We start from the raw sequence: 15,263 nt of genomic DNA, 5'->3' as shown, positions 1-15,263 counted from the left end.
GTCGGTGTCAGGCTTCACTCGCTCTCATCCGTTTCCTGTGCGGCACCAAGGATCTCCGCCGCGATTGCCCGGGACACGCGCCGCCCCCGGCTCAAGGCCTCCCTGTCGAGGAGAGAGCGAGCTCGGAGGCCTTCGCCAGCGACCGTTCGATCCGCAGAGCAATATAGTCGACAACGGAGGTGTCGACCACGAGTTGCCTGTCGACGAAAAGCTTCACCAGGACGGCCTTGAGCAGCGCATCGTCCGGCGCTTCCAGCGACACGCTCGGCGCGAGACGCAGGCGCGACAGCAGATCGGGCGTCCTCAGGGACCAGCGGTCGGGAGGCGTCTCGCAGGTGATCAAGAGCGAGGCCTTCCTTTCACGGGCGAGATTCAGGAGGTGGAACAGGGCCGCCTCGTCCCGCTCGCCGCGGTCCATGTCCTCGATGGCAAGCGCACCGTTCGAGACGAGATGCGGGACCTTGTCCTGCGTGATCCCGGAGGCGTCGATGGTCCAGGCACGGGCGTTCGTCGCCCAGATGGAGGCCAGATGGCTCTTGCCGCTGCCGCGGGGACCGACGAGGAGCAGGATCGTGTCCGGCCAGTCGGGCCAGCTCTCGATAAGCCCGTAGGCCTGCTCGTTCGACGGGCTGACGAGGAAATCCTCGGCTCCGAAGCGGGGATCGAGCGGGAGATCGAAGGCGAGCTGCTTGGGCGTCTCACGCATCGAGATCGACCTTTTCGGGCTCGACCTTCGGTTTCAGGATCACCGGCTCCGTGCCGCGATAGAGGGGGCTCGCCAGATATTGCCGCAGGGCGAAGCGCGCGATGACGCCTATGGCGGCAGCGAGCGGCACGGCCAGCAGCAGCCCGACGAAGCCGAAGAGGGCGCCGAAGGCGACCAGAGCGAACATGAGCCAGACCGGATGCAGGCCGACGGATTCGCCGACGAGCTTCGGCGACAGGATGTTGCCCTCCACGAACTGACCGAAGATGAAGATGCCGAGCGTTGCCGCGATCATGGTCCAGTCCGGCCAGAACTGCACGATGGCGACACCGACGGACAGGATGAGGCCGGTCAGCGATCCCACATAGGGAATGAAGCTCAAGATACCCGCGGTCATGCCGATCAGCGCGCCGAAATTCAGCCCGATCAGCGCCAGGCTCACCGCATAGAACGTGCCGAGGATGAGGCACACCAGGGCTTGGCCCCGGACGAAGCCCGCGATGGCCCGGTCGATGTCGCGGGCAATCGCGCGGATCGTGTCCCGGTTGCGCGTCGGCATCCAGGAATCCACGGTCTTCACCATGCGATCCCAGTCGATGAGCATGTAGAAAGCCACGACCGGCGTCACGACCAACAGGGAGAAGATGCCGAGCAGGGCCTGCCCCCCGGACCACAGCCCTTGCAGGAAGGCGGCGATCCAGGCGATCCCCTGGCTGATGAGGTTACCGACGGAGGGCGGCGCCGCGGGCAGCGCATCCTCGAGCCCGAGCTTCCTGATCAGCGGGCCGAGCTGCTCGGTCCCGAGCTCCTGAAGCCTCGTCACGTAGCCGGGCAGCCTTTCCACGAAGGCCGCAACCTGCTGCGCCGCGAAGGGAACCAGGATCATCAGAGAGATGATCAAGATCAGGACGAACAGGATCAGGATGAGCAGGCTGGCACCCAAGCGCCCGATGCCGACCTTCTGCAGCCGGTCGGCCAGGGGATCGAGCAGGTAGGCTAGCGCGAAGCCCGCCACGAACGGCAGGAGAATGCCGCGCAGGACGAACAGCAGCAGAACGGCGACGACCAGCGCCGCAATCCAAAATCCGATCTGCCGTTGGACCGTCATCGGTTCCCCATACCTTATCTTTTTGGCCATCAGGTGGTCATGTGCCGCAGCCAGCCCCCGAGATAGGCCCCGGCGGAGGCTATGGTCAAGGTGGCGACCAGCACCATGGCAACCTCCTCGAGCCCCGCGAGATCCACCCCGAAGGCATTGGCGGCGAGTGCAAAGGCCGCGAAGGCGATCTGCGCGGCGGTGTTCAGCTTGCTCACGAGAAGCGGCTTGATCTCGACCGGGCGGCTCATGACCCAGGACAGGAGCACGGCGGCCACGATCATCACGTCCCGTGACACGACGACGATGGCGAGCCAGCCCGGGATCGCCCCCACGATGGCGAGCGTCACGTAGATCGAGACCAGCAGCGCCTTGTCGGCGATCGGGTCGATATAGGCCCCGAACTCGCTCCGCATGTCGAATTTGCGGGCAATGAACCCGTCGATGGCATCCGAGATCCCGGCCACGACGAAGAGCACGAAGGCCGTGCTCCACCGCTGCTGCATGATCATGACGATCACGATGGGCACGATGATGAGGCGGCCGATGGTGATGATGTTCGGAATGGTCATCGAGCCGTGATGATGACGGCTTGCGGGGCGGAGTTCAATCGTCGGGACGGACAGGTGGGGATAAAGATAGCCCCTCGCCGTCATGGCCGGCCTCGTGCCGGCCATCTCGATCGGAAGAGCGCAGCACTCACTCGATCGGGATCACCGGCACAAGCCCGGTGAGGATGTGAGTGGTGTCATTCCCGGCCGAAGCGACAGCGGAGGGGAAGGGAATCCACGATCACGCTCAGCGCTATGGATCCCCTTCCCTCGCCTTCGGCTCGCCGGGGATGACATCCTTCAAATGCTTCTCCAATGTTCAAATCCCCTTGCCTCGCGTCCCCTCTCGCCTTACTGCCCGAGCCAACACGGGGTGAGCCATGACGACCGAGAAGCCCGAGAAGCAGACGAACGGCCTGACCTATGCCCAAGCGGGCGTCGATATCGACGCGGGCAATGCCATGGTCGATCAAATCAAGCCCCTGGTGCGCGCCACGCGCCGGCCGGGTGCCGATGCGGAGATCGGCGGGTTCGGCGGGCTCTTCGACCTCAAGGCGGCGGGCTTCAAGGACCCGATCCTGGTGGCCGCCAATGACGGCGTCGGCACCAAGGTGAAGATCGCCATCGATACGGGCATTCACGACACCATCGGCATCGACCTCGTGGCCATGTGCGTGAACGACATCATCGTGCAGGGCGCCGAGCCCCTCTTCTTCCTCGACTATTTCGCCACCGGAAAGCTCTCTCCAGACGTCGGCGTCCACATCGTCAAGGGCATCGCCGAGGGCTGCCTCCAGGCAGGCTGCGCGCTCATCGGCGGCGAGACGGCCGAGATGCCGGGCCTCTACGCCAGGGGCGACTACGACCTCGCGGGCTTTGCCGTGGGCGCCGCCGAGCGCGGCACGCTGCTGCCGAAGGACGTGAGCGTCGGCGACGTGCTCATCGGCCTGCCCTCCTCCGGCGTCCATTCCAACGGCTTCTCGCTGGTCCGCCGGATCGTCGAGCATTCGGGCCACGCCTGGGATGCGCCCGCGCCGTTTGCCGCGGGCAAGAGCCTCGCCCAGGCCCTGCTGGAGCCGACCCGGATCTACGTGAAGGCCCTGCTGGAGGTGCTCAAGGGCGGCGACGGCATCAACGCGCTCTGTCACATCACCGGCGGCGGCTTCCCGGACAACATCCCGCGCGTCCTGCCCGATGGCGTGGGCGTACGCCTCGATCTCGATGCGATCAATGCCCCGCCGGTCTTCGGCTGGCTCGCCAAGGCCGGCGGCGTGGCCCAATCCGAGATGCTGCGCACGTTCAACTGCGGCATCGGCATGATCGTGGTGGCGAGCGCCGACAAGGCCGAGGCCGTGATGGAGCGCCTGCGTCAGGCAGGCGAGACACCGGTGCGCATCGGCGAGACGGTGGCGCATAGCGGCAGCGAGCGCGTACAGACCTCCGGCTCCCTGAAGCTCTGATGACCCGCCGCCGCGTCGCCATCCTGATTTCCGGGCGCGGATCGAACATGGTCTCGCTGATCGAGGCGGCCCGCGCTCCGGATTTCCCGGCCGAGATCGCCCTCGTCCTGTCGAACCGCCCCGACGCGGCGGGTCTCGAGCGGGCGAAGGCGGCCGGGATCGCGACCTGCGTGATCGACCACAAGGCTCACTCCACCCGGGAGGATTTCGAGCAGGCGATGGATGCGGCGCTGGCCGAGCACGCCATCGCGTTCATCTGCCTTGCCGGCTTCATGCGGGTTCTCACCGATGGGTTCGTGGAACGGTGGGCCGGCCGGATGGTCAATGTCCACCCCTCCCTCCTGCCCCTGTTCCGCGGCACGCAGACCCATCGCCGGGCACTGGAGGAAGGCGTGCTGGTGCATGGCTGCACGGTGCATTTCGTGGTGCCGGAGCTCGATGCCGGCCCCATCATCGCCCAGGCGGCCGTGCCGGTGGTGCCCGGCGACACGGAAGAGAGCCTCGCCGCGCGGGTGATCGTGCAGGAGCACAGGCTTTATCCGCAAGCCCTGCGGATGATCTGCGACGGGACGGCGCGGCTGGAAAACGGCCGGGTGGCGTTCTCGCGCGGCTGGGACGCGAGCGGCGCGCTGCGTTCGCCGGGCTGACACCCCAACGCAATTGATCCGGAAACATTCATTGACACGCGCTTCGAACGGGCATGGAATCTGAGGTGCTGGGGTGGCCTCTTTTTGACGGGAGAAAGCCATGGAACAGCTTAACCGTCGTCAGACCCTGCTCAATATTGCCGTAGCTTCCGTTGTCCTTCCTAGTGGAAGCGCTGCTGCCCAATCGTCCGGCTCACCGGAAGGTCGGGAAGTCGCTCCGGGTGTTCGTCGGGTGGAATACTCGAAGCGTGAGACGATGATTCCGAACTACAAAACGGTATTGATGCGCGACAACATCTATCAGCCGGGCGCGAGTACCAGCGGGTCGAGCATGTCCAACGATATGGTCTGCCACATGCTGGAAGGCGAGCTGACCGTGGATACGGGGTCGGGGGACAACGTCTACAAAAAAGGTGACGTGTGGTCCTGTGCCAAGGGCATGCCGGAGCGCAGCAAGAACACCGGAAGCACGGTTGCCGTGATGCGGGTGATCGACCTGCTGCCCGGATAACGTCGAACGCAATGTTCTCGTATGTTCAATGGAAAGGCCGGGATCGTCCCGGCCTTTCTGCATCATGGTCTCAGAGGCGGTTGAACCTGCGTCTGGCCTGCACTCGCGGGGGTAAAGCATCGGATCTCGGGCGGTTTCCCGGTCTCTTCCGGCTGGCCTAGCGGAGAGCCTGGACGAGCATCGCATCGGGGAAACAAGTCTCGTCGCGCCGGCTCCTGCTCTGCCATTGTCCGATAGCCGTACGCGTGGCAAAGCCGATCAGGCCATCCACCTTTCCGACATCATAGCCCTGGCTCTTCAGCCGCTCCTGCATGGCCTGGATATCGCCGCGCCGCAAGATATCGATCGGCTGCCACGGTCCTGTGAATGCCGAGGCACCACGCATGCGATCGGCGAGGTGGCCGATGAAGAGGGCGTACAGGTCGGACTCGTTGTACTGCTTGAGGACGTAGAAATTCTCGGACACCAGGAAGGCTGGCCCCAGGCGACCCGCGGGCATTACCAGGAAGGCGGTCGCATTGCCGTTCCACTCGGGCGAGGTGCCGCGGCCGGCGGGGGTCAGACCGAGCCGAATCCACTCCTGCATAAGCTTGCCCTGTCGCGGTCCTTCGAGCTTACAGGAGACAGCCTGCGGCAGGCTCGCCTCGAAGCCCCAGCGCAAATCCGGCTTCCAGCCATGCTCGCGCAGATAGTTCGCGATGGATGCCAGAGAGTCCGGCACCGAATGCCAGACATCCCTCCGTCCGTCCGCATCGGCATCGACCGCGTATCGCAGGAATTTCGATGGGAGAAGCTGCGGTTGCCCCATGGCTCCGGCCCAGGACGACAACAGGGTCTCGCCGGAAAAATGATCCTCCTCGAGGATCACCAGAGCAGCCAGAAGCTCCGGGTAGTACAGCGCGCGTCTGCGTCCCATGAAAGCCTGCGTGGCCAGAACCCGCAGAGCCTGATGCCGGGCCGTGACGCGGCCGAATTGCGACTCCTTCCCCATATCGCAACGATGATCTCCCGCGGCACGCCGTAACGCCGCTCGATGCCGTCGAGAACGGAGGCCCATCGCTGCAGGAGGTCGCGGCCGCTCTTCGCAAGCGATGCGAGTTGAGCCTGGGCGAAATAGCGGCCAGGACTCTGGAACTCCGCTTGCCGCTGATCGTCGGGCAGAGCTGCCTGGCCTGGCGGCTGAAGTTCCGGGAGATCCCAATCGAGCCCGATCGCCGCCACGTTCCGCTCGAACGTCTCCCGGGAGACACCCTGTTTCTGCGCATCGGGCCAGACGGTCTGAGTGAGCCAGTCGCGGAACTGCGCTTCGGCGGCGAGGCGCGTGTCCTGCGCCTGCAGCGTCGAGGCTCCAGGCATCGGCACGACACACGTGACGAACGCCGCAAGGGCGACGGCCGAGAAGCGGGCAAAGTTGACCGATACGCGCATGGCGCAAAATCTAGAGCATCGGACGGAAAGCGGCAAAGCCTCCGGCCGTCCCCAATGCTCTCCGGACATCCTTAAATCTGCGGCCGCGGCAGCTTGCAGGCGTCGAGGGCCGTGAGAGCCTTCTCGCGGGCGGTTTCGTTGAAGACGCCTGTGTCCCGATAGGCCTGGAGCTCGTCGGCACTCAATGAGCGCATCGTGCGGCCCGCATAGCAGTCGCAGCCGCGGCTCAGGGAGGCCTCGCCGACACCGCTCTGGAGCCGTGCTTGCGTGATCGAGCAGGCCTGGCTCACCCGGGCGCGAAGCTGGGCAGCGTTTTCGGTCTTCAGCGCCGGATCGGGCTGATATTGGGTCGGCGTGTTGGAGGCGGCGGCGAAGGCCGAAGCCGCGCTGACGGACACGGCGGCTGCCACGAGCAGCGCACGGATAATCGAGGTCATGGATGGCTCCCCAGAGATGAAATCACGTTCGGCCTTAAGAATAGGCTTGGCCGTTCGGGATCAAGGGGCAGCTGCGGATAGCCTTAAGAAGGTCTGACCAAACTTCTCGCGACCGTTGCAGAAAGAACGGCACGCTGAGGTGCCGTTCCGGGTCGTCTCGAAGCCTCACAGGCAAGTCCTATCGGTGCTGCCCTTCGTATTCGTTCACCTTTCGGGTCAGGAGACCGCCGGCCACGAACGCGAGATCCTCGGTACTCAGAACGACCGGTGCGGCGGCCTCTTCGACCGAAAGGACAATCCGCCTCTCCGTCCGCATTGAAACAGCATCGAAGTCCTGATGCGCGAGATCATCAGTCATTTTCACTTCAGACATGCCCGATTCCTTATGGTCTGATGGATCGCATGGAAGCAGCGTGAGCTGCCGACGCGAGCCTCGAACGAGTTGTCCGAAGCTTGACCATCATCATATGATACATTGTATCGAAAAATGATACTATGGTCGCATCACCCAAGGTCAGGCGTGGCCTTTTCCAAAGCCACCCGGCTGTCGTGGAAGGCCGCGCCGCCATAGGGCGCCACTTGGTCGCCGCCGGTGAGCGTGTTGATGCCCCGCCCGAAGGGATGGGCGGAATTCGGCCAGATGCCTTCGGCGATCAGCACGCCTCGCCGCACCCCGTCGAAGAGCTTGGCGCGAAGATAGACGTCGCCGCGGTGGTTCCTCAGCCTCACCCAGTCGCCGTCGGCGATGCCCTGCGGCTGCGCATCGAGCGGATGGATCATCACCTCGGGCCGCCGCTCCTTGTCACGGGAGGTCGGGGTCTCGTTAAAGCTGGAATTGAGGAAGTTGCGGGCCGGGCTCGTGGCGAGGCGGAACGGATGCTCCCTCGTTGCCGCCTCGATGACGCCCCAATGGTCCGGGAAGGCCGGCATGCTGGCCCAGGGGCCCATGGGGCCGTTGTTGTAGGACGGGATCTTGGTCCAGTCGGGCTTGAAGCGGAACTTGCCGTCCGGATAGCCGAAGCCGTTGAGGAAATGCGCTTCCTCGAAGGGCGGCTGCGCATCGAAATGAACGTGCGCTTCCAGGTTTTCGAGGCTGCCCCAGCCGGAGTTTTGAAGTGTCCAGTCGATGATCTCGCGCGGCTCCATGGCGAAACCGCGGTGTTCGGCGCCCAGACGCCCGGCCAGCCCACGGAAGACCTCGTGGTTGGAGCGGCATTCGCCCGGCGCGTCGATGAGCTTGGGTCCGACCTGAAAATGCTGGTGCCCGCCGCCGGAATAGAGATCGTCGTGCTCCATGAACATGGTCGCGGGCAGCACGATATCGGCCATGAGGGCCGTCTCGGTCATGAACTGCTCGTGGACGCAGACGAAGAGATCCTCGCGGGCAAAGCCCTGCTTCACCAGCTCCTGCTCCGGCGCGACGGAGACCGGATTGGTGTTCTGGATCAGCATCGCCTTGATCGGGGGGCCGTTGTAGAGCGCCTCGGCGTCTCCGGTGAGGACGCGGCCGATCTGCGACTGGTCGAGAATGCGGATCGATCGATCGACGGCATCGTGGCCTTCGATCAGCGCCTTGTTCCAATGGAAGATGCCGCTGTTGGAATGAAGCGCGCCGCCGCCTTCATATTTCCAAGCGCCCGTGACGGCCGGGATGGACAGCGCGGCATGCATGTTGACCACGCCGTTGCGCTGGCGCGCGAAGCCGAAACCGAGGCGGAAATAGGTGCGCTTGGTCGTGCCCACGAGCTTGGCGAAAGCCTCGATCTCCTCCACGGACAGGCCGGTGATGGCCGAGGCCCAGGCTGGATCGCGCGTGCGCAGATGCTCTTCGAGCTCATGCGGATGATCGGTGTAGCGCTCCAGATAATCCCGATCCGCCAGACCGTCGCGGAAGAGCACGTGCATCACCGCGCAGGCGAGCGCGCCGTCCGTGCCGGGCTTCACCAGCAGGGCCATGTCGGCCTGCTTCATGGTGGCGTTCTGGTAGATGTCGATGGCCACGATCTTGGCGCCGCGCTCCTTGCGCGCCTTCATGGCGTGGGTCATCACGTTGACCTGGGTGTGAACCGGGTTCGTTCCCCAGATCACGATGCAATCGGAGACCGCCATCTCGCGCGGATCGGCACCCCGCAGATGGCCGGTACCCGCCACGTAGCCGGTCCAGCTCATGGCGGTGCAGATGGTGGAATACTGGCCGGAGTACTTCTTCACATGGCGCAGGCGGTTGATGCCGTCGCGCATCACGTAGCCCATGGTGCCGGCATAGTAGTAGGGCCAGACGGACTCGGAGCCGAACTCCCGTTCCGCTGCCAGGAATTTTTCGGACACGATGTCGAGGGCTTCGTCCCAGGAAATGCGCTCGAACTGACCCGACCCCTTCGGGCCGGTGCGCTTCAGCGGATAGAGCAGCCGGTCCGGATGATGGATGCGCTCCGCATAGCGTGCCACCTTCGCGCAGATCACGCCCGCCGTGTAGCTGTTGCTCTTCGCCCCGTGCACGCGACCGATGGTGCGCCCGTCGATCACCTCGACCTCGAGGGAGCACACGGAGGGGCAGTCGTGCGGGCAGACGGATGCACGGCGTTCGATGCGGGGAGCTTGGTTCATGGCGGGCGCATGATGGGGGAAGAGCTGAGAAATGAAAAGGCCGCCCGTAAGGCGGCCTAAACGTTAGGTCAGCAGGCTCTTGAGAGCTTATCCGACGATCTCGTTGCCCGAGAAGAACTGGGCGATCTCGATCTTGGCGTTGTCCTGGCTGTCGGAGCCGTGGACCGAGTTCTCGCCGATGGACTTGGCATAGAGCTTGCGGATCGTGCCCTCGGCAGCGCTCTCCGGATTGGTGGCGCCCATGATCTCGCGGTAGCGGAGCACGGCGTTCTCGCCCTCGAGAACCTGGACGACGACCGGAGCCGAGATCATGAAGTCCACGAGCTCGCCGAAGAAGGGGCGCTCCTTGTGGACCGCGTAGAAGGTCTCGGCCTCGCGACGGCTCATGAGGATGCGCTTCTGCGCCACGATGCGCAGGCCGGCGTTCTCGATGACGGCGTTGACGGCGCCGGTGAGGTTCCGCTCGGTCGCGTCGGGCTTGATGATGGAGAAAGTGCGCTCGATGGCCATGACAACTCGCTTTTATGGGAATGGGGAAATAATGAGGTGCGGCGCTTATAGCGACGAGGCCCCCTGCCCTCAAGCGCCTTTTGCCCTCGCCCGCTTGGAAAGCTTAATGGCCTCCCCTACTCTTCTGGTTGATCGGCCCGGTGAAGACCGAGATAGAGGGAATTCTCGATGAAACAAGCGATTCTGGCGGCCTTCGGCCTTGCGCTGCTGGGGCTTCCTGCGCAGGCCCGGTCGCCCGATCCGAGCGGGACATGGCTCACGCAGAGCGGCGATACCCGCGTGAGGATTGCCAAATGCGGCGCCGCTCTGTGCGGCATCATCGTGTCCTCCACCTACCAGAAGGACACGAACAATCCGGACCCGAACCTTCGGGAGCGCAGCATGGTGGGCGTCCAGATGATCTCGGACATCAGGCCGTCCAGCGACGGTTTCAGCGGTCAGCTCTACAATCCCCAGGACGGCAAGACCTATACGGGCAAGCTCAAGGTGATGAGCCCGAACACCCTGCAGCTCTCCGGCTGCGTCCTCGGCGGCCTGATCTGCCGGTCGCAGACCTGGACGAAGACGAATTGAGGCATCTTCTTCCTCCCCCTGCGGGGAGGGGTCAAGGGTGGGGTCGCAAAGTCGAGGCGATGCGCCCGACGAGTATGGGCAATGCTCTCCCTCCCTCGTCATCACCGGCACGAGGCCGGCCAGGACCGGAAAGGTCTCATGCCGTCGCATTACCCCTCCCCGCAAGGCGAAGGAAACGGTGACAGGCCTCACCGCGCCCTTTGGCCGAACAGCACGGCCTGAACCTTCGGGTCCGTCAGGTCGGTCTTCTCGCGGTCGCCGGAACTCACCGCGATGCCGCGCTGGACTGCCGGACGAGCGAGAACGGTTTCGAGCCAGCGCTTCGCGTGGGGAAATTCGTCGATGTTCTGGCCCTGGCGTTCCCACAGCTTGGCCCACGGGGCGATGGCCATGTCGGCAATGGAATACTCGCCGGCCACGAATTCCCGGTCCTCAAGGCGCTTGTTCAGCACACCGTAGAGGCGGTTGGTCTCGTTGGTGTAGCGGTCGATGGCATAGGGCACCTGTTCCGGCGCATAGATCCGGAAATGGTGGGTCTGGCCGAGCATGGGGCCGAAGCCGCCCATCTGCCAGAACAGCCATTGATCGACCTCGACCCGTGCCCGCTCGTCCTGCGGATAGAATTGTCCGGTCTTGCGGCCGAGATATTGCAGGATCGCCCCGGACTCGAAGACGGAGATGGGCTGGCCGCCGGGTCCGTCGTGGTCGACGATGGCGGGCATCTTGTTGTTGGGCGAGATCGCCAGGAACTCAGGCTGGAACTGATCGCCCTTGCCGATATTGATCGGGTGGATTGCATAGGGCAGCCCGCATTCCTCGAGCATGATGGTGATCTTCCACCCGTTCGGCGTCGGCCAGTAATAGAGATCGATCGGTTGCTGCGTGGAAGCCGCCATGGATTGCCTCTCCTTGCGTAACGCACAGGTTCGTGCCGGACGTTAAGACATAAGATCGGAACTGACACCACCGCCTTCAATGAAATTCCGTGGAAAGCCTGCATGGCTGCCCTTTGGCGCTTGCATGTTTTATTGTTTCATCATGAGATGCCCCATGACGCTAAAATGCGCCAAGGGGGATCCGACGATGAACCGAATTGTGAGCTCCGCTCTCGCCGCCGCGATGGCTTTGTCCATGGCAGGCGCCGCTCAGGCCGCCACGGAGATGAAGCCGAAGAAGGAGCCGACGGCAGCGCAGCTCGCCGCTCGTGAGCGCATGACCAAATGCAGCGCCGAGTGGAAGGAGGCCAAGGCCGGCGGCAAGCTCGCCAAGGACGCCAAGTGGCCGAAATTCTGGAGCGAGTGCAACACGCGCCTGAAGGGCGGCATGAAGACCTGAGGCATCTTCGGGAGACACAACCTCGTCATCACCGGCCTTGTGCCGGTGATCTCGGCCCGAGAATCGCTGCGCTTTTCCAATCGAGATGGCCGGAACAAGTCCGGCCATGACGCGAAAGAGCCTTGTCCTCACAGCTTCTTCTTGAAGCCTTCATGGCTGCGCGAAAACCCAAGCCGCTCGTAGAAGCGGTGGGCGTCCTTGCGGGTCTTGTTGGAGGTCAGCTCCATCGCAGCCGCTCCGTGGGTGCGGGCGTAGTCCTCGCAAAAGGTGATCATCTGCGCGCCGATGCCGCCCGAGCGCCGCGCCGCCTTCACCTTCACGCTCTCCACCTTCACGCGCATGGCGCCGCGCCCGGTGAGGTTGGGGATGAAGGTGAGCTGGAACGTGCCGACGACTTCGCTGCCATCGACCGCCACGAACAGCTTGTTGTCGGGGCTACGCTGAATGGCCGCGAAGGCGGCCTCATAGGCCGGCCGGGTCTCCGGCGACCAGACGTCCCCGTGCGAGCCCAGCTCGTCCTCCTCGTGCAGGCGGATGATCGGCTCGAGATCGCCGGCCTGCGCTTCGCGGATCGACAGGGCGCTCATGCCGCCTCCCGCGATTCCATCGGCAGCAGATCCGCCCGCGCCTTGAAGCCGGGCAACGCCTCGACGCGCTTCGCCCAGGCGGTCACCTGGGGATATTCGGCCATATCGAGTCCCGCCTCGCCGGCAAATGCCACGACGCCGTAGATGTCGATATCGGCGACGGTCGCGCCCTCACCGACCAGCCATTCGCGGCCAGCGAGATGGCTTTCCAGAACTCCTAAAGCACTCCTGGCCGCTGCGAGGCAATCCTCGACCACTTCGGCAGGGGCCTTGCGGAAGCCCAGCTTGACCACGCGGGCTTTGTACAAGGGCGCAGCCAGACGATCGAAATCCCAATACATCCACTCACGGGCCTGCAGGCGCTCGTCGAGATTGGCCCCGCCGAACCGGCCCGTCATGTCGGCGACATATTCCAGGATCGCCGCCGACTGGCACAGATGGCGTCCGTTGTTGCGGTCGACCAGCAGGGGCACCTGGCCGTAGCGCTGCCGGGACAGATGAGGAGGCTGCTTATGCTCGCCCTCCATCATGTTCACGTGCACGTAATCGAACGGTTCGCCCATGAGCGACAGGGTAAGAGCGACCTTGTAAGTGGGCCCCGAAAAGGCAAACCCGTGCAATTCGAACCGTGCCGGCATGATGCGCTCCCCCGTATGAGAAAATTCTGTGTTTGGGGAACCTAATCGATTGTGTCTCGCTCGGGAAGGAGCAGAATCCCATGCAACGGGGGATGTCATGGCCAGCATGGAACGCGAGCGGAAACTGTTGCAGCAGAGCGTGGCGATTGTGGCCACCATTCCCGTTGCTGCAGGCCTTTACGGCGTCCTGTTCGGGCAGGCGCTCACGGGCGACGCGGTGAGCATCTCGGCGGAAAGCCATTTCCGGTTCCTGTCCGGTCTGCTCCTCGGCATCGGCCTCTGCTTCTGGAGCACCCTGCCCTCCATCGAGATCAGAACCGGCCGCTTTCGACTGCTGACCCTGCTTGTCGTCATCGGAGGTGTAGGTCGTCTGATCGGCTTGGGGCTGACCGGGCTGCCCTCGCTCTTCATGATCGGCGGCCTGATCGTCGAGCTCGTCGTCGCGCCGGTGCTGTGCCTGTGGCAGACCCGGGTCGCCAATCTCTATGCGGAGGAATATGGGGTCGCGGAGGTGTGAGATCAGCCTGCCGCAGGATTGTCCAGCCATGATCCCGGCTGCCCTCACATTGCCGGAATAAGGGCCTATCATCTTGTCGGATAAGGATTTGTAGTCAAGGCGTACCATCATGCCATGTGCCGTCTGACAGCCCAGATGGACGAGCGAGCGTCCGCGACCCGGATGCTCGGGATCGTCGATGGCCCAGGCCGCATCCCGCAAAAGGCCCCATCATGAGCGAAGACGAAAAATTCGTCGCGATTCTCCGGCAATCCGCCGATGTCGATACCGATGTCGTCGATGCCATCGAGCGCCTGATCCGCGAGGCAACGGATCACGAACTGAACCACATCAACGTTCTCGCCTTTGCGGCCAGGAACAAGCTCGATGAGGAACGCGTCATCGGCGCCTTCCTTCATGCTGCCCGACTCGGGTTGTTCGAGATGTCGTGGAACGTGCTCTGCCCCGGATGCGGCGGCGTGCTCGAGTCTGGAATGAGCCTCAAATCGATCAATCAGAGCGAATACAGCTGCGCCCTCTGTGCCGCCGGATATGAGCCGACCCTCGACGAGATGGTCGAGGTCACGTTCACGGTAAGCCCGCGGGTGCGCAAGATCGCGGCCCACGATCCCGACACCCTTCCCATGCATGAATACATGCGCCAGATCTTCTGGAGCTCGGGCATCGATCTCCCTGACGATTTCGAACGCCTCCTCGAGGAGATCGTGCTCGATGCGGTGGAACTCCCGCCCGGTGAGAGAGCGATCCTGTCGTTGCAGCTCCCGGCGGAATTCGTGATCGTTATCGAGCCGGTCACGCATGCGGCTCAATTCATCGACGTGAAGGGCGAGCCGACGCGCGAGCGTCAGAGCATCTCGCTCGTTCTCAACGAGAGCCATCCGCAGAACGATACCCTCATCATGCAGCCGGGCCCGTTGCGGATTTCGCTCGAGAACCGCACGAACCGGCGCGTCCTGCCCTCCGTTTGGGTGGCCGGCAACGAACTGCACGACATGCTGAAGCGGCGACGTCTTTTCCTCACGGCAAAGCGCCTGCTCACGAACCAGACTTTTCGCGATCTCTACCGCACCGACACGCTCGACATCGATCAGCGCCTGAAGATCACCAGCCTGACCTTCCTGTTCACGGACCTGAAAGGCTCGACGGAACTCTACGAACGCGTCGGCGATCTCGTGGCCTACGATCTCGTACGCGAGCATTTCCGCGTTCTCCACGAGATCGTCGCGGCCGAGGCCGGAGCCGTCGTAAAAACCATCGGCGATGCCGTGATGGCGACGTTCCCGACACCGGATCACGCGATTTCTGCGGCGCTGCGGATGCGCGATGCGATGCACAGCCTCAACGAGCAGCGCGGCCAGGAAGACCTGTTGCTCAAGATCGGCATTCATGAAGGGCCGTGCCTCGCGGTGACGCTGAACGACCGGCAGGATTATTTCGGCCAGACGGTGAACATCGCCTCTCGCGTCCAGGGGCTTGCGGTCTCGCGCTCGATCTTCGCGACGGACAACGTTGTCGAGAATCCGGAGGTCTCGCGCGTCATCGCCCGCCAGGGTCTGCAGCCGACCCTGCAGAAGACATCGCTTCGCGGGATCAATGACGAGTTCCTGGTCTACGAGATCCCATGACCGGCTGGCGTACCGTTGTTCATGGTAGAGAGCGG

The 15,263-nt window shown here is 63.8% G+C and carries 17 protein-coding genes and 2 pseudogenes; 7 read left to right on the top strand and 12 right to left on the bottom strand.

Features of this window, described 5'->3' with window-relative positions:
- Positions 1–14: 14 nt before the first annotated feature.
- From ACD578_RS05685 to ACD578_RS05675, 3 genes and pseudogenes are all read right to left on the bottom strand, one after another.
- Positions 15–706 (bottom strand): annotated as a pseudogene (locus ACD578_RS05685) (hypothetical protein).
- Entirely contained in the window at positions 699–1,814 is a 1,116-nt protein-coding gene (locus ACD578_RS05680) for an AI-2E family transporter (protein WP_404291646.1), read from the bottom strand. The pseudogene ACD578_RS05685 and the gene ACD578_RS05680 overlap by 8 nt, the downstream one beginning before the upstream one ends.
- A 29-nt stretch (positions 1,815–1,843) precedes the next feature.
- Entirely contained in the window at positions 1,844–2,374 is a 531-nt protein-coding gene (locus ACD578_RS05675; protein WP_152709118.1) for a CDP-alcohol phosphatidyltransferase family protein, read from the bottom strand.
- Positions 2,375–2,733: 359 nt separating this feature from the next.
- Between ACD578_RS05675 and purM the strand changes: the two genes are divergently transcribed.
- The 3 genes from purM (at position 2,734) to ACD578_RS05660 (ending at position 4,971) form a co-directional block, all read left to right on the top strand.
- A complete protein-coding gene (purM, locus tag ACD578_RS05670; protein ID WP_404291644.1) occupies positions 2,734–3,813 on the top strand; it encodes a phosphoribosylformylglycinamidine cyclo-ligase in 1,080 nt (359 codons plus the stop codon).
- Positions 3,813–4,460 (top strand): phosphoribosylglycinamide formyltransferase, encoded by a 648-nt coding sequence (gene purN / locus ACD578_RS05665; protein ID WP_404291642.1) that lies wholly within the window; start codon positions 3,813–3,815, stop codon positions 4,458–4,460. Before purM ends, purN begins: the two co-directional genes overlap by 1 nt.
- 100 nt (positions 4,461–4,560) lie before the next feature.
- Positions 4,561–4,971, top strand: coding sequence for a cupin domain-containing protein (locus ACD578_RS05660; protein ID WP_404291640.1), 411 nt, complete (start codon positions 4,561–4,563; stop codon positions 4,969–4,971).
- 157 nt (positions 4,972–5,128) lie between these two features.
- Here ACD578_RS05660 and ACD578_RS05655 read toward each other — a convergent pair whose 3' ends face one another.
- From ACD578_RS05655 to ndk, 6 genes and pseudogenes are all read right to left on the bottom strand, one after another.
- A complete protein-coding gene (locus ACD578_RS05655) occupies positions 5,129–5,284 on the bottom strand; it encodes a peptidoglycan-binding domain-containing protein (protein WP_404293713.1) in 156 nt (51 codons plus the stop codon).
- A 123-nt stretch (positions 5,285–5,407) separates the two neighbouring features.
- A pseudogene (locus tag ACD578_RS05650) lies at positions 5,408–6,327 on the bottom strand (lytic transglycosylase domain-containing protein); the annotation flags it as partial.
- A gap of 143 nt (positions 6,328–6,470) precedes the next feature.
- Complete coding sequence (locus tag ACD578_RS05645) at positions 6,471–6,836, bottom strand: hypothetical protein (RefSeq protein WP_404291638.1); 366 nt, start codon at positions 6,834–6,836, stop codon at positions 6,471–6,473.
- Between the two features lie 178 nt (positions 6,837–7,014).
- Positions 7,015–7,209 carry a hypothetical protein gene (locus ACD578_RS05640; RefSeq protein WP_404291636.1) on the bottom strand — a complete coding sequence of 65 codons (195 nt, stop codon included), beginning with the start codon at positions 7,207–7,209 and terminating at the stop codon, positions 7,015–7,017.
- 131 nt (positions 7,210–7,340) lie between these two features.
- Positions 7,341–9,443, bottom strand: coding sequence for a molybdopterin-dependent oxidoreductase (locus ACD578_RS05635; protein WP_404291634.1), 2,103 nt, complete (start codon positions 9,441–9,443; stop codon positions 7,341–7,343).
- A gap of 87 nt (positions 9,444–9,530) precedes the next feature.
- Positions 9,531–9,953, bottom strand: a complete 423-nt coding sequence (gene ndk / locus ACD578_RS05630; protein WP_152709111.1) for a nucleoside-diphosphate kinase — start codon at positions 9,951–9,953, stop codon at positions 9,531–9,533.
- Between the two features lie 168 nt (positions 9,954–10,121).
- Between ndk and ACD578_RS05625 the strand changes: the two genes are divergently transcribed.
- Positions 10,122–10,526, top strand: a complete 405-nt coding sequence (locus tag ACD578_RS05625) for a DUF2147 domain-containing protein (protein WP_404291632.1) — start codon at positions 10,122–10,124, stop codon at positions 10,524–10,526.
- A 188-nt stretch (positions 10,527–10,714) separates the two neighbouring features.
- Here the strand turns inward: ACD578_RS05625 and ACD578_RS05620 are convergent, their stop codons facing one another.
- Entirely contained in the window at positions 10,715–11,422 is a 708-nt protein-coding gene (locus tag ACD578_RS05620) for a glutathione S-transferase N-terminal domain-containing protein (protein WP_404291630.1), read from the bottom strand.
- Positions 11,423–11,609: 187 nt separating this feature from the next.
- Between ACD578_RS05620 and ACD578_RS05615 the strand changes: the two genes are divergently transcribed.
- A complete protein-coding gene (locus ACD578_RS05615; RefSeq protein ID WP_404291628.1) occupies positions 11,610–11,861 on the top strand; it encodes a hypothetical protein in 252 nt (83 codons plus the stop codon).
- Positions 11,862–11,989: 128 nt separating this feature from the next.
- On the opposite strand, the gene ACD578_RS05610 is transcribed toward ACD578_RS05615, so the two are convergent.
- Both ACD578_RS05610 and ACD578_RS05605 read right to left on the bottom strand, forming a co-directional pair.
- Positions 11,990–12,448, bottom strand: coding sequence for a GNAT family N-acetyltransferase (locus ACD578_RS05610; RefSeq protein WP_404291626.1), 459 nt, complete (start codon positions 12,446–12,448; stop codon positions 11,990–11,992).
- Positions 12,445–13,086 (bottom strand): glutathione S-transferase family protein, encoded by a 642-nt coding sequence (locus ACD578_RS05605; protein ID WP_404291624.1) that lies wholly within the window; start codon positions 13,084–13,086, stop codon positions 12,445–12,447. The genes ACD578_RS05610 and ACD578_RS05605 overlap by 4 nt, the downstream gene beginning before the upstream one ends.
- 106 nt (positions 13,087–13,192) lie before the next feature.
- Between ACD578_RS05605 and ACD578_RS05600 the strand changes: the two genes are divergently transcribed.
- Positions 13,193–13,603: a DUF4345 domain-containing protein gene (locus tag ACD578_RS05600; protein WP_404293711.1), complete on the top strand. Its 411-nt coding sequence runs from the start codon at positions 13,193–13,195 to the stop codon at positions 13,601–13,603.
- A 212-nt stretch (positions 13,604–13,815) separates the two neighbouring features.
- The gene (locus ACD578_RS05595; RefSeq protein WP_404291622.1) at positions 13,816–15,228 is read left to right on the top strand and encodes an adenylate/guanylate cyclase domain-containing protein; all 1,413 of its coding nucleotides are present in this window, start codon (positions 13,816–13,818) and stop codon (positions 15,226–15,228) included.
- Positions 15,229–15,263 lie beyond the last annotated feature (35 nt).

This window comes from Microvirga sp. RSM25, from assembly GCF_044784385.1.
Taxonomy (GTDB): domain Bacteria; phylum Pseudomonadota; class Alphaproteobacteria; order Rhizobiales; family Beijerinckiaceae; genus Microvirga; species Microvirga tunisiensis.
The sequence above is the reverse complement of the archived record's forward strand: the minus strand, read 5'-3'. Positions and strand labels throughout refer to the sequence as shown.